This is a genomic window from Bradyrhizobium sp. IC3195 (assembly GCF_020193585.1).
GTDB classification, from domain to species: domain Bacteria; phylum Pseudomonadota; class Alphaproteobacteria; order Rhizobiales; family Xanthobacteraceae; genus Bradyrhizobium; species Bradyrhizobium yuanmingense.
In genome coordinates this window covers 51057-63859 of the sequence record NZ_JADYVG010000003.1, presented here as the reverse complement: position 1 = coordinate 63859, position 12803 = coordinate 51057, and the positions used below count along the sequence as shown (strand labels likewise).

Sequence of the window (12803 nt, the reverse complement as noted above, 5' to 3'; positions counted from 1 at the left end):
CGTCTCGGATCCGGTCAATCCGAATTTGGTTGCGGGGATAGGATTTGAACCTATGACCTTCAGGTTATGAGCCTGACGAGCTACCGGGCTGCTCCACCCCGCGTTAAAGCTTTGCGTGCCTTCGGTTAAATCCTGGGGACGGTCGGTTGAGGCCGGCGCTGGTCGCGCTGGCTTTCCACTTCCGTCCCAAAGGCTTCCTTGGAAGGCGACCCGAGGGGCAATGCCCGTCGGGTGCGGGGGGTATGTATCAAGGCGGGCTGCCTTTGGAAAGGGCTGCGGGAACGTTTTTTTCGACTTTATGACAGGGGAATCGACGAGTTTCCGCGCCGTTCCGCGCGCTCTTGCCAGAAGTTCCACAAACGGCCAGCCTGCGGCAACAAGATTAAGGCCGAAAACACCGGGGTGCCGTTCCGGGAGGCGAAGCGAACCTCGAGATTCCGGGTTCGCGCTTCGCGCGCCCCAGAATGACGGTAAACGGGGGGAAACAACATTGACCGACACATTCGATTTCGTCGTCGTGGGCGCGGGCTCGGGCGGCTGCACAATTGCGGGGCGACTGTCGGAGGATGCGGGCACATCCGTCGCGCTGCTTGATGCAGGGGGACGCAACGACACCTGGCGGATCACGACGCCATTCGGGCTCGCGTTGCCCTATGCCGCGGCCAACTGGGCCTTCGATACCGTGCCGCAGAAGGGATTGAACGGCCGCATCGGCTATCAGCCGCGCGGCAAGGGCCTCGGCGGCTCCTCGGCGATCAACGCCATGGTCTATATCCGCGGCCACAAATGGGATTACGACCATTGGGCCGCGCTCGGCAATGCCGGCTGGTCGTATGCGGACGTGCTGCCCTATTTCAAACGTTCGGAAGACAACGCCGATTTCGACGGCGAATATCACGGCAAGGGCGGCCCGCTGCATGTCAACCGGCTGCGCTCGGACAATCCGATCCATGACGTCTTCCATCAGGCCGCGCGCGAGGCGCAGTTCCGCATCCGCGAGGACTTCAATGCCGAGGACCATGAAGGGCTCGGCAGCTACCAGGTGACCCAGCGGGGCGGCGAGCGCTGGAGCGCGGCGCGGGCTTATGTGGCTCCTCATCTCGGCAAGCGGCCGAATCTGCGGGTCGAGACGGGAGCGCAGGCAACGAAGATCCTGTTCGAAGCAGGGCGCGCCGTCGGCATCGAATATGTGCAGGGCGGGCAGACAAGGCAGCTGCGCGCCCGCGGCGAGGTGATCCTCGCCGCCGGCGCCTTCCAGTCGCCGCAGCTATTGATGCTGTCGGGCATTGGCGATGGCGATGCGCTTGCCGCCCACGGCATCGACGTCGTGCATCACCTGCCGGGCGTCGGGCGCAATCTGCAGGACCATCCGGACTTCGTGTTCGTCTACGCCTCCGACTATCCGCACTTCGTTCACGCCTCGATCAGTCGGTTGCCATCCCTGCTGCGCGGTATCCAGCGATATCGCCGCGAGCGGCGCGGCGTGATGACCACCAATTTCGCCGAATGCGGCGGCTTCCTGAAAACCCGGCCTGATCTCGACGTACCTGATATCCAGCTCCACTTCGTCATCGCGATGCTCGACGACCACGGCCGCAAGAAGCACAAGGAGGCGGGCTTCTCATGCCATTTCTGTCTGCTCAGGCCGAAGAGCCGCGGCAGCATTTGGCTGAAAAGCGCCGATCCGCTCGCAGCGCCGATGATCGACCCGAACTTTCTGGGCGAGGCGGAGGATCTCGAGGCGATGGTCGCCGGCTTCAAGACGACGCGGCGACTGATGGAGACGCCTGCGATGCGGGCGCTACAGAAGAAGGACATGTTCACATCCGACGTGAGAACGGATGACGACATCCGCGCCATTCTGCGCGCGCGTGTCGACACCGTCTATCACCCCGTCGGCACCTGCAAGATGGGCACGGACGCGATGGCCGTGGTCGATCCGGCGTTGACGGTGCATGGCGTCGGAGGATTGCGCGTGGTCGACGCCTCGATCATGCCGACGCTGATCGGCGGCAACACCAATGCGCCGACCATCATGATCGGGGAGAAGGCGGCGGATATGATCCGGGGGGAGATGCGGGCGAGTTAGGCGACGGTTTCGCGTCATATGCCGCTGTCGTCCCGGACAAGCGTAAGCGCCGATCCGGGACGACAGTTGGGCTCAACTCAGCAAGAACCCGCCGTCTACGGTCACGACGCTGCCCGTCATGTAGCGCGACGCATTCGACGCCAGCAGCAGAATCGCGCCGTCGAGATCGGACTCGGCGCCGACGCGGCGTTGCGGGATGCGCTTGGCGAGGCGCTCGCCTGCCGGCGTCGACCAGAAGGCGTGGTTCATCTCGGTATCGATATAGCCGGGCGCAAGCGCGTTGATGCGGATGTTCTGGCCAGCGAGCTCGAGCGCCATCGCTTTCGTCGCCTGGAAGATGCCGGCCTTGGAGATCGCGTAAGGCGAGAGCGCCTTCAAGACGCCAGTGCCGAGCACGGAGGCGATGTTGACGATGTTGCCCGGCTGCTTGCGCGCGATCATGCGCCGCGCCACTTCGGTTGCGAGGAAATAGGCGCCTTTGAGATTGGCACCAATGACGGCGTCCCAATCCGCCTCGGTCTGCTCGGTCGCGAGCTTCTCGATGGCGATGCCGGCATTGTTGATCAGCACGGTGACGGGGCCGAGCGCGGCCTCAGCGGCATCGACCGCCTTGGCGATCGAGGCAGTGTCGGTGACGTCGAGCGCGACCGCCGCGGCGCGGCCGCCCTTGCCGCGGATCTCCTCTTCCAGGCCCTTCAATTTGTCGGTCTGCCGCGCAGCGAGCGCCACGGCCGCACCATGCGCCGCCAGCACCCGGGCAAATTGCCGGCCGAGCCCCTGGCTCGCACCCGTGACGAGGATGGTTTCTTTACTGACGTCGAATAGGTCTGACATGACGCGTTCCTTGGACGGTTCCTTTAAGCTTTGGAGCCACCAATACAGACGATTTTAGCGATCTGAAACCGGAATGATCGGCTCGGCGTTCATTCGTTCCGTCGAGGCAGGGCTTTCGCGCATGAACAGTTTCGATCTCGCCGTCTATGCCGCGCTGGCAGTCGCGGTCGGCTTGGGGTTCAGGACCGGGCTGCTACGCAGCGCCATGACCATCCTCGCCTATCTGCTCGCCGCCCCGATCGCGGTGGCGCTGATGCCGCTGATCGCACCGCAGATCGCCGGCAATCCGAACTCGCCGCTGCTGCAGAACTGGATCTGGTTCTTCGCCATCTTCGTGGTCGTCGGCATGCTGTTCGGCCATATCGGCCGCATCGCGCTGAACGACACGATCGGCGAGGCCGGCATCGGCGACCGGCTCGGCGGCGCGACGCTCGGCGCCGTCAGGGTCGGCCTCGTCGCCACTACCTTGGTGCTGGTGTTTGATCAGATCGTGCCGACGAACCGCCAGCCGCCCTTCCTCGCCGGCTCGCATCTGCGGCCGCTGTTCTCGACCGCGGGCCAGATGGGCTTCAAGTCGCTGCCGCCGGAGGCTGCCGCCGCAATCGACCGCCTCAAGCAGGAGCGGCGGATCTAGTCCAGATCATGCCCGCGCATTTGCATCGCCGCAGCGCACGCCATGCATTTTGGTGCGGGCCGATCCCTTATCAGCGGCATCACAGTTGGCTAATGTAGCCGCCGTCCAAAACCTGCCTGACATTTACGGGAGTGAAACAGTGGATCTTGGGATCAAAGGTCGCCGCGCCATCGTCTGTGCATCCAGCAAGGGCCTCGGGCGCGCCTGCGCCTTCTCGCTGGCGGAGGCCGGCGTTGACGTCACGCTGACCGCGCGCGGCGCTGATGCGCTGAAGAAGACCGCCGACGAGATCCGCAAGGCCTATCCCGACGTGACAGTCACCGAGATCGTCGGCGACATCACGACGCCGGCGGGCCGCGAGGCGGTGCTGAAGGCCTGCCCCGAGCCCGACATCCTGATCAACAATGCCGGCGGCCCGCCGCCCGGCGATTTCCGCAACTGGACCCGCGACGACTGGATCAAGGCGATCGACGCCAACATGCTGACCCCGATCGAGCTGATCAAGGCGACGGTCGACGGCATGATGGCACGCAAGTTCGGCCGCATCGTCAACATCACTTCGGCCGCGGTGAAGGCGCCGATCGACATTCTCGGCCTCTCCAATGGCGCGCGCGCCGGCCTCACCGGCTTCATCGCCGGCCTGTCGCGCAAGACGGTGATCAACAACGTCACCATCAACGGCTTGCTGCCGGGCCCGTTCGAGACCGATCGCCTGACCAGCACCGCGAAGGGCGAAGCCGACAAGCGCGGTGTCACACCGCAGCAGATCCTGGCCGAGCGCGCCAAGCTCAACCCCGCGGGGCGCTTCGGTCAGCCCGACGAATTCGGCTATGCCTGCGCCTTCCTGTGCGGCGCCAAGGCCGGCTTCATCACCGGACAGAACATTCTGCTGGATGGTGGTGCGTTCCCGGGGACGCTGTAGTCGCGTTTGCAGATGTACTCCCTCGCCCCGTTCTTACGGGGAGAGGGTTGGGGTGAGGGGCTCTCTCCGCAAAGCACGGTGACAGTCGGACTCGCGGAGACTCCCCCTCACCCGGCGCTTCGCGCCCACCTCTCCCCGCAAGCGGGGCGAGGTAAAATCATCACCGCTGCTTGGTCGGCTCGTCCTCATCCTGCTGGCTCGGAGCGGAGGAATCGGCGGTGGTGCGCTCATCGGTCCAGTCGATGCCGAATTCGTCGAGCCCGTTCGCGAGCAGATCGCCCAGCATGGGCTCGCCGAGCAGATAGTGCACCGTTTCGCGGCGTGGGCTGCCATATTCACGGCGCGCCTCCGACGCGCGGGCGCGCAGATCGTCCCAGTCATCGATCGTGCCATCGCCGCGTCCGAGCCAGGTCAGCGCGACGAGATCGAGCTGCTCGTCCTCGTTCAAGGCGATCATGAAGCTTCCGAGCTCCTGGACGACAGGATCGGAGCCATCGTCGTCGAGGACGTCCATCATATCGTCGTCGGCCGCGTTCGAGCCGGAGTCCGGATCAGAAGCCCCCTCCTTGACGTCGAATTCGCGCGCCTTCTCGATGATAAAGGCGACCTTTTCCGCGGAAATCGCAAGCTCTGGCATGGCGTCCTCTTCGGCTAGCATCCAGTTCCCCGCGATAACGCCACATCACCTCAGATGATCCATTGCGCCCGATGGCAGAAAACGTGCATGTTCCAGCGCAAGAGCAAGAAAATGGGAGGCGGCGGATGCAGTGGAAGGTCGGCAAGGTCAGGATCACGAAATTCGTCGAAATGGAGACGGTCGGCTCGACCCGCTTCATCCTGCCGGCAGCCACCCATGACGAGATCCAGAAGCTGCCCTGGCTGATCCCGCATTTCGCCACCGACGAAGGCCGGCTGAAAATGTCGATCCACTCGCTGGTGGTGGAGACGCCGACGCGCCGGATCGTGGTGGACACCGGCCTCGGCAACGACAAGCAAGGCCGCGGCGTCCCCACCTGGAACAACCGCAGCACGCCGTTCTTGGAGACCATGACCGCGGCGGGGTTTCCGCCTGACAGCATCGACGCCGTGCTGTGCACGCATCTTCACGTCGACCATGTCGGCTGGAATACGCGGCTGGTTGACGGCCGATGGGTGCCGACGTTCCCGAAGGCGCGCTATGTTTTCGGCAGGACCGAATATGATCATTGGCGTGATTACACGGCCGAGCCGGACAAGGTCGCGGTGTTCAACGACTCCGTGAAGCCAGTGGTCGATGCCGGCCAGGCCGATCTGGTTCCGAGTGACCATCGGCTTTGCGAGGAGATCGAAATGATCCCAACTCCCGGTCACAGCCCGGGGCACATGAGCGTCCTGATCGAGTCCGACGGCGAGCAGGCGCTTCTGACCGGCGACGTTGCCCATCATCCCTGCCAGATGGCCCATCTCGACTGGTGCTCGACTGTGGATACTGATCCCGCGCGTTCGGCGGCAAGCCGGCATGCGGTGTTCTCGCGCTTTGCCGACACACCCACACTGGTGATCGGCGGTCATTATTCCGCCGGACATATCAAGCGAGACGGCGACGCATTCAGGTTCGTGGCGCTGGGGTGATGCCCGTTTTGGGCGGTTGAATTTCCCGCCGCCCTGTTCCATGAAGCAGTTAACCGATCGGTCCATTCCCAGGGAGAAACGAGAATGAAGCTTGTTCGTTATGGCGAGAAGGGTGCGGAAAAGCCCGGCCTGATCGACAGATCCGGCCAGTTGCGCGACCTGTCGGCGCATCTGAAGGACCTCACCGGCGAGGCCTATTCGCCTGAATCCCTGAAGAAGCTGGCCGCGCTCGATCCCGCCTCGCTGCCCGCCGTCTCCGGCAAGCCCCGGTTCGGCGCCCCCGTCACCGGTATCTCGAAATTCGTCGCGATCGGCCTCAACTATTCCGACCATGCCAAGGAGACCGGCGCCGAGATTCCGAGCGAGCCGATCATCTTCATGAAGGCCAATACCTCGCTGTCGGGCCCGAATGATCCCGTCGAGAAGCCGCGCGGCTCGACCAAGCTCGACTGGGAGGTCGAGATCGCCGCCATCATCGGCACCCGCGCCAAATACGTCTCGGAAGCCGACGCGCTGAACCACGTCGCCGGCTATTGCGTCTGCAACGACGTCTCCGAGCGCGCTTTCCAGATCGAGCGCCTGGGCCAGTGGACCAAGGGCAAGTCGCACGACACGTTCGGCCCGCTCGGGCCGTGGCTCGCCACCAAGGACGAGATCAAGGACGTGCAGAACCTGTCGATGTGGCTCGACGTCAACGGCCAGCGCCGCCAGACCGGCTCGACCAAGACCATGATCTTCTCGATGGCCAAGTGCATCTCCTATGTCTCGCAGTTCATGACGCTCCTGCCCGGCGACGTCATCACAACGGGCACCCCGCCCGGCGTTGGCCTCGGCATGAAGCCGCCGACCTTCCTCAATGTCGGCGACGTCGTCACGCTCGGCATCGAGGGCCTCGGCGAGCAGCGCCAGGAGATCGTGGCGGCGTAAGCCGCACGCATCATACACCGTCGTCATGCCCGGGCTTGACCCGGGCATCCACGTCTCACAGTCTGACTACGCGGCAAGGCGTGGATGGCCGGGTCAAGCCCGGCCATGACGAGGAGACACCGTTCGCACAAGATCGATTGCAGGGAATCCTCATGAAGCTCACCTTCTCCCCCGCCTCGCCCTTTGCCCGCAAGGTGCGCATCGCTGCGATCGAGCTCGGGCTGATCGACAAGATCGAGCTCGTGCCCGCGAGCGTCACGCCGGGCACCGCCAACGAGGATTATTCGAAGATCACGCCGCTGAAGAAGCTGCCGGTGCTGATCACCAATGACGACGACGTGATCCTGGATTCCTATGTCATCGTCGAATATCTCAACGAGATCGCCGGCGGCAGCCTGATCCCGGATTACGGCCCGCGGCGCTGGAAAGCCAAGACCAATCACTCGCTGATCAACGGCATGCTCGATTCCATGCTGCTGTGCCGCTACGAGAAGATGGTGCGGCCGCAGGGCCTGCAATGGCAGGCTTGGTCGGACGACCACTGGAACAGGGGCTGGACCGGCATGGCGCGCTTCGAGAACATGCCTGACGTGCTGAACGGCCCGTTCGACATCTCGCAGATCGGCCTCGTTTGCGTGCTCGGCTATGCCGACTTCCGCTTCGCCGATTGCGGCTGGCGCAAGGCCTATCCGAAGCTCGACGCCTTCCACCAGAAGATGCTGGAGCGGCCCTCGGTGAAGATCTCGGTGCCGCCACCTGCATAGAGTTCAGGAGTTCTCATGAGCCTCAGATTCTCGGTCGGCGATCTCACCATCCATCGCGTCATCGAGCAGGAGACCTCGTTCGTCCCGGCGCTTGAGATGCTGCCGGGGCTGACGGCCGAGGTGCTGGCCGAGAACCGGGCGTGGATGCGCGAGGCGAAGGCGCTGGACGAAGAGGACGTGCTGCTGCTGTGCTTCCAGTCCTACGTGGTGAAGACGCCGCACCACACCATCCTGGTCGACAGCTGCATCGGCAACGACAAGCCGCGGCCGCGGCCGAAATGGAACATGAAGACCGACGACACCTATTTGCGCGGCCTCGGCGCCGCGGGGTTTTCGGTCGACGACATCGACTTTGTGATGTGCACGCATCTGCATGTCGACCATGTCGGCTGGAATACGCGGTTGGAGAACGGCCGCTGGGTGCCGACCTTCCCCAAGGCGCGCTATTTGTTCGCCAAGCAGGAATTCGATCACTGGTCCGCGCAGAACGAGAAGACGGAGATCCCGCCCTTCGTCGACAGCGTGTTGCCGGTGGTCGAGGCCAACAGGCACGAGCTCGTCGGCAACGACCACGAGATCGGCGACCACGTCCGCATCCTGCCGACACCTGGCCATACGCCGGGCCATATCGCCATCACGATGGGCCGCGGCAAGGACGATGCGGTGTTCTCGGGCGATCTCATCCACTCACCGCTGCAGACGCTCTATCCGGAGCTGTCAATCAAGTTCGACGTCGATTCGGCCGAAGCCGCGAAAACGCGCCGCAGCTTCCTGGAACGCTATTGCGACACCGACACGCTGTGCTGCACCGCGCATTTCCCCTCGCCGTCGGTCGGGAAGATCAGGCGCAAGGGCAACGCGTTCGAATGTGTGGCGGTTTAGTCTGGCTGTCGTAGGGTGGGTTAGCTCTGCGGCTGCGCGAAGCGCAGACGCCGAGCGTAACCCACCACTTCTGCCTCCGCGGAGAATAAAGACGTGGGTTACGCCGCGCGGCTTGCGCTTCGCGCAATCCCCGGGGCTAACCCACCCTACGATACTGCCCGTGTGGAGAATACGATGACCGCGCTCCCCGACATCCCCCTGCCCGCCGGCATCCGCTCGCGTCACGTCGAGGGCATCAACGGCTTGCGGATGCATGTGCTGGAGGCCGGATTCGAGACCAAAGGACGGCCTTGCATCCTGCTGCTACACGGCTTTCCCGAGCTCGCCTTCTCCTGGCGCAAGGTGATGCCGGCGCTCAGCGCGGCCGGCTACCACGTGATCGCACCGGACCAGCGCGGCTACGGGCGCACCACGGGATGGACCGCGGAGTACGATGGCCCTCTCGCGCCGTTCTCGCTCCTCAATCTCGTGCGCGATGCGCTCGGCCTGGTGTCGGCGTTCGGCTACAGGCAGGTCGACGTGGTCGGGCATGATTTCGGAAGCCCGGTCGCGGCCTGGTGCGCCTTGATCCGGCCCGACGTGTTTCGTTCGGTGACGATGATGAGCGCGCCGTTCGGCGGTCCACCGGCGCTGCCGTTCGGCACGGTCGACAATCCGGCAAAGCCCGCGGTGGAAGACCCGGTGCATCGCGAGCTCGCCGCGCTGCCGCGGCCACGCAAGCACTATCAATGGTATTATTCGACACGGGAAGCCAATGCCCACATGCAGCAGGCACCGCAGGGCGTGCATGATTTCCTGCGCGCCTATTATCATCACAAGAGCGCGGACTGGATCGACAACAAGCCCTATCCGCTGCAAGCATGGTCGGCGCAGGAGCTGGCGAAGCTGCCGACCTATTACGTGATGGACTTGCATGAGACCATGGCCGAGACGGTCGCGAAGGAAATGCCCTCGCCGGCCGCGATCGCCGCGAACCAATGGCTGCCGGATAGCGACCTTGCCTATTACAGCGCCGAATACAGCCGCACCGGATTTCAGGGCGGGCTGCAATGGTACCGCTACGGCACGTCGGGCACACTCAACAACGAGATGCAGCTGTTTGCCGGCCGCAGCATCGATGTGCCCTCCTGCTTCATCTCGGGCAAGCAGGATTGGGGCACCTATCAACGGGCCGGCGCTTTCGAGACAATGCAGCGCAGCGCGTGCACGAAGATGCTCGGCTGCCATCTCGTCGACGGCGCAGGCCATTGGGTCCAGCAGGAGCAGCCGGCCGCGGTGAGCAGGTTGCTGCTCGACTTCCTCGCCAAGGCGGGCGTGGCCTGATTTGACCGGGAACCACAATCTCCATCAAACAGCCGTTGCGAGATTCGGCCAGACTGCGCATCATCTTCGAGCAATCAGAGCGGGAGAAGCGCCGTGGCCGGATCGGAATGGAGTTTCAGGAGTGCGGTCGAATTGTCGGCCGCGTTGCGCGCGAAGAAGGTCTCGGCGGTCGAGCTGACGCATGACGCGATGGCGCGTATCGAACGGCACGACGGCAGGATCAACGCGGTGTGCGTGCGCGATTTCGATCGCGCGCTCGTTGCGGCGCGCGAGGCGGATGCGGCGCTGGCGCGCGGCGAGCACAAGCCGCTGCTCGGCCTGCCCACGACGATCAAGGAATCCTTCAACATCGCAGGCCTGCCGACGACCTGGGGATTCGTGCCGCAGAAGGGCTTCAAGCCCGTGGAAGACGCGCTGGCGGTGACCCGCATCAAGCAGGCCGGCGGCGTGATCCTCGGCAAGACCAACGTGCCGGTCGGCCTCGGCGACTGGCAGAGCTACAACGACATCTACGGCACCACCAACAACCCCTACGATCTCGGCCGCACGCCGGGCGGTTCGTCCGGGGGATCGGCGGCAGCCCTCGCCGCAGGCTATTGCGCGCTCGCCACCGGCTCGGACATCGGTGGCTCCCTGCGTGTGCCGGCATTTCATTGCGGCGTGTTCGCGCACAAGCCGACCCTCAATCTCTGCGCGGCGCGCGGCGAGACCCCGCCGCCGTTTCCAGCCATTCCGCGCGAGGGCGACCTCGCCGTCATCGGGCCGATGGCGCGCAATGCGGCGGATCTGTCCTTGCTGCTCGACGTCATGGCGGGGCCCGATCCGCTCGATTCCGGTATCGCCTACAAGCTCGATTTGCCGGCCGCGCGGCATCAATCGCTGCGGGATTTTCGTGTGTTGGTGATCGACAGCCATCCCCTGCTGCCGAGCGACCGGGATGTCGGGGGCGCGATCGACAAGCTCGCAGCCGATCTTGCGAAGGCCGGCGTCACCGTCGCACGCGAGAGCGCGCTGCTCCCGGACTTCGCGGAGACGTCGCGGCTTTACATGCGCATGCTGCTGGGCTTCCTCGGCGCGTTCCTACCTCCCGACGAGCTGGCGGATGCGCAGGCGCGGGCAAGTCAGCTCTCGCCGGAGGACACGAGCCTCGGCGCGGAGCGGCTGCGCGGCATCACCGCGAGCCACCGCGCCTGGGTGCTCGATGCGGGTAGCCGCGCCGTCCTGCGCGCGCAATGGCGGGCGTTGTTCGGGAGCTTCGACGCGGTGATCTGCCCGATCATGCCGACGCCGGCCTTTCCGCACGATCATTCGCCGGAACAACGCCTGCGAACGATCAGCATCGACGGCAAGGATTACCCCTATTCCGACCAGCTCGCCTGGCCGGGCATCGCAACGCTTCCGGGCCTGCCGGCGACGGCCGTTCCGCTCGACCTGTCGAAGGACGGTCTGCCTGTCGGTGTGCAGATCGTCGGTCCCTTCCTCGAGGACAGGACGCCGCTCAAGCTCGCCGAGCTGATCGAGCGCGAGTTCGGCGGCTTCGTGCCGCCGAAGATGTTCGATGATTGATGGTTCGAAGTCCTGTAGCCCGGATGGAGCGAAGCGAAATCCGGGATAGCCGATCCGCGACAAAGATCCCGGATTGCGCTTCGCTCCATCCGGGCTACGAACTGTCATGCCCGGCTTGACCGGGCGATGACACCGTAACGGCCGCTAGCTATCGAACACAATCACGCTGCGCAGCGTCTTGCCCGCTTTCATGTTGGCAAAACCCTCGTTGATCTCGGAGAGCTTCAGCTTGGCCGAGATCCAGTCTTCCAGATGCAGCCGGCCGCGCAAATAGAAGTCGACCAGGCGCGGCATGTCGACCCGAAAGTGGTTCGAGCCCATCGAGGAGCCCTGGATCTTGCGCTCGCGCAGAAAGTCGAAGCCGTGCAGCTCGATCTTCTGCCCGAACGGGATCATGCCGACGATGGTGGCAGTGCCGCCGGAGGCGAGCATCGCAAAAGCCTGCTCGGCCGTCTCCTTGCGGCCGAGCACCTCGAAGGAATGATGCACGCCGCCATTGGTGAGGTCGCGGACCTGCTTCACGACATCGCTGTCGGCCGGGTTGATGATGTCGGTCGCGCCAAGCTTGGTCGCGAGCTGGAGTTTTGCGGGATTGGTATCGATGGCGATGATACGGCCGGCGCCGGCGATCTGCGCGCCGTTGATCGCGGCCATGCCGACGCCGCCGCAGCCGATCACCGCCACGGTCTCGCCGGCCGTCACCTTCGCCGTGTTCACCACCGCGCCATAGCCGGTGATGACACCGCAGCCGATCAGCGCGGCGAGATCGAGCGGCATGTCCTTGCGGATCTTCACAATGGCATTCTCGTGCACCAGCATCTGCTCGGCGAAGGAGGAGAGATTGAGGAACTGGTGCAGCTTCTCCGGCTTCGACCATTGCATCCGGTTGGAGACGCCCGGCAGCATCTTCACGGTCGCGTCGGTGCAGAGCACGGTGCGGCCGGTCGTGCAATTGTCGCAGGTGCCGCAGAAGACGGAGAGACATGTGACGACATGGTCGCCGGGCTTCACATAGGTGACATCGGAGCCGACCTGCTCGACCACGCCGGCGGATTCGTGTCCGAGCACTGCCGGCAGCGGATGCGGATAGAGCCCTTCCATGAAATGCAGGTCGGAGTGGCAGAGGCCGGCGACGGCGGTGCGGATCAGCACCTCGCGCGGTCCCGGCTTCGGCAGGCTGATGTCCTCGATGACGAGCGGCTGGTTGACTTCATAGAGGACGGCGGCCTTCATCGAACACTCCCTATCGCG

The 12803-nt window shown here is 64.5% G+C and carries 12 protein-coding genes and 1 tRNA gene; 9 read left to right on the top strand and 4 right to left on the bottom strand.

Going from position 1 to position 12803, the window contains the following annotated elements; all coding sequences use genetic code 11:
• Positions 1–26: 26 nt before the first annotated feature.
• A tRNA-Met gene (locus tag I6F09_RS07635) sits at positions 27–103 on the bottom strand.
• Positions 104–490: 387 nt separating this feature from the next.
• Between I6F09_RS07635 and I6F09_RS07630 the strand changes: the two genes are divergently transcribed.
• Positions 491–2089 (top strand): choline dehydrogenase, encoded by a 1599-nt coding sequence (locus tag I6F09_RS07630; protein ID WP_225187795.1) that lies wholly within the window; start codon positions 491–493, stop codon positions 2087–2089.
• A 72-nt stretch (positions 2090–2161) separates the two neighbouring features.
• On the opposite strand, the gene I6F09_RS07625 is transcribed toward I6F09_RS07630, so the two are convergent.
• The gene (locus tag I6F09_RS07625; RefSeq protein ID WP_225187794.1) at positions 2162–2923 is read right to left on the bottom strand and encodes an SDR family oxidoreductase; all 762 of its coding nucleotides are present in this window, start codon (positions 2921–2923) and stop codon (positions 2162–2164) included.
• 121 nt (positions 2924–3044) lie between these two features.
• Between I6F09_RS07625 and I6F09_RS07620 the strand changes: the two genes are divergently transcribed.
• Together I6F09_RS07620 and I6F09_RS07615 are read left to right on the top strand one after the other, a co-directional pair.
• Positions 3045–3557, top strand: coding sequence for a CvpA family protein (locus I6F09_RS07620; RefSeq protein WP_225187793.1), 513 nt, complete (start codon positions 3045–3047; stop codon positions 3555–3557).
• Positions 3558–3696: 139 nt separating this feature from the next.
• On the top strand, positions 3697–4479 hold the full coding sequence (locus tag I6F09_RS07615; protein ID WP_035997153.1) for an SDR family oxidoreductase: 783 nt from the start codon (positions 3697–3699) through the stop codon (positions 4477–4479).
• 160 nt (positions 4480–4639) lie between these two features.
• On the opposite strand, the gene I6F09_RS07610 is transcribed toward I6F09_RS07615, so the two are convergent.
• On the bottom strand, positions 4640–5116 hold the full coding sequence (locus I6F09_RS07610) for a DUF3775 domain-containing protein (RefSeq protein WP_035997316.1): 477 nt from the start codon (positions 5114–5116) through the stop codon (positions 4640–4642).
• 125 nt (positions 5117–5241) lie between these two features.
• Between I6F09_RS07610 and I6F09_RS07605 the strand changes: the two genes are divergently transcribed.
• The 6 genes from I6F09_RS07605 to I6F09_RS07580 all read left to right on the top strand — a co-directional run bounded on the left by I6F09_RS07605 (position 5242) and on the right by I6F09_RS07580 (position 11552).
• Complete coding sequence (locus tag I6F09_RS07605) at positions 5242–6090, top strand: MBL fold metallo-hydrolase (protein WP_225187792.1); 849 nt, start codon at positions 5242–5244, stop codon at positions 6088–6090.
• 84 nt (positions 6091–6174) lie between these two features.
• On the top strand, positions 6175–7017 hold the full coding sequence (locus tag I6F09_RS07600) for a fumarylacetoacetate hydrolase family protein (protein ID WP_035997147.1): 843 nt from the start codon (positions 6175–6177) through the stop codon (positions 7015–7017).
• A gap of 152 nt (positions 7018–7169) precedes the next feature.
• Positions 7170–7781: a glutathione S-transferase family protein gene (locus I6F09_RS07595; protein ID WP_225187791.1), complete on the top strand. Its 612-nt coding sequence runs from the start codon at positions 7170–7172 to the stop codon at positions 7779–7781.
• Positions 7782–7796: 15 nt separating this feature from the next.
• Positions 7797–8663, top strand: a complete 867-nt coding sequence (locus I6F09_RS07590) for an MBL fold metallo-hydrolase (RefSeq protein WP_225140832.1) — start codon at positions 7797–7799, stop codon at positions 8661–8663.
• Between the two features lie 174 nt (positions 8664–8837).
• Positions 8838–9986: an alpha/beta hydrolase gene (locus tag I6F09_RS07585; protein ID WP_035997313.1), complete on the top strand. Its 1149-nt coding sequence runs from the start codon at positions 8838–8840 to the stop codon at positions 9984–9986.
• Between the two features lie 93 nt (positions 9987–10079).
• On the top strand, positions 10080–11552 hold the full coding sequence (locus tag I6F09_RS07580; RefSeq protein WP_225187790.1) for an amidase: 1473 nt from the start codon (positions 10080–10082) through the stop codon (positions 11550–11552).
• 144 nt (positions 11553–11696) lie between these two features.
• On the opposite strand, the gene I6F09_RS07575 is transcribed toward I6F09_RS07580, so the two are convergent.
• On the bottom strand, positions 11697–12785 hold the full coding sequence (locus I6F09_RS07575) for a Zn-dependent alcohol dehydrogenase (RefSeq protein ID WP_225187789.1): 1089 nt from the start codon (positions 12783–12785) through the stop codon (positions 11697–11699).
• Positions 12786–12803: the final 18 nt, after the last annotated feature.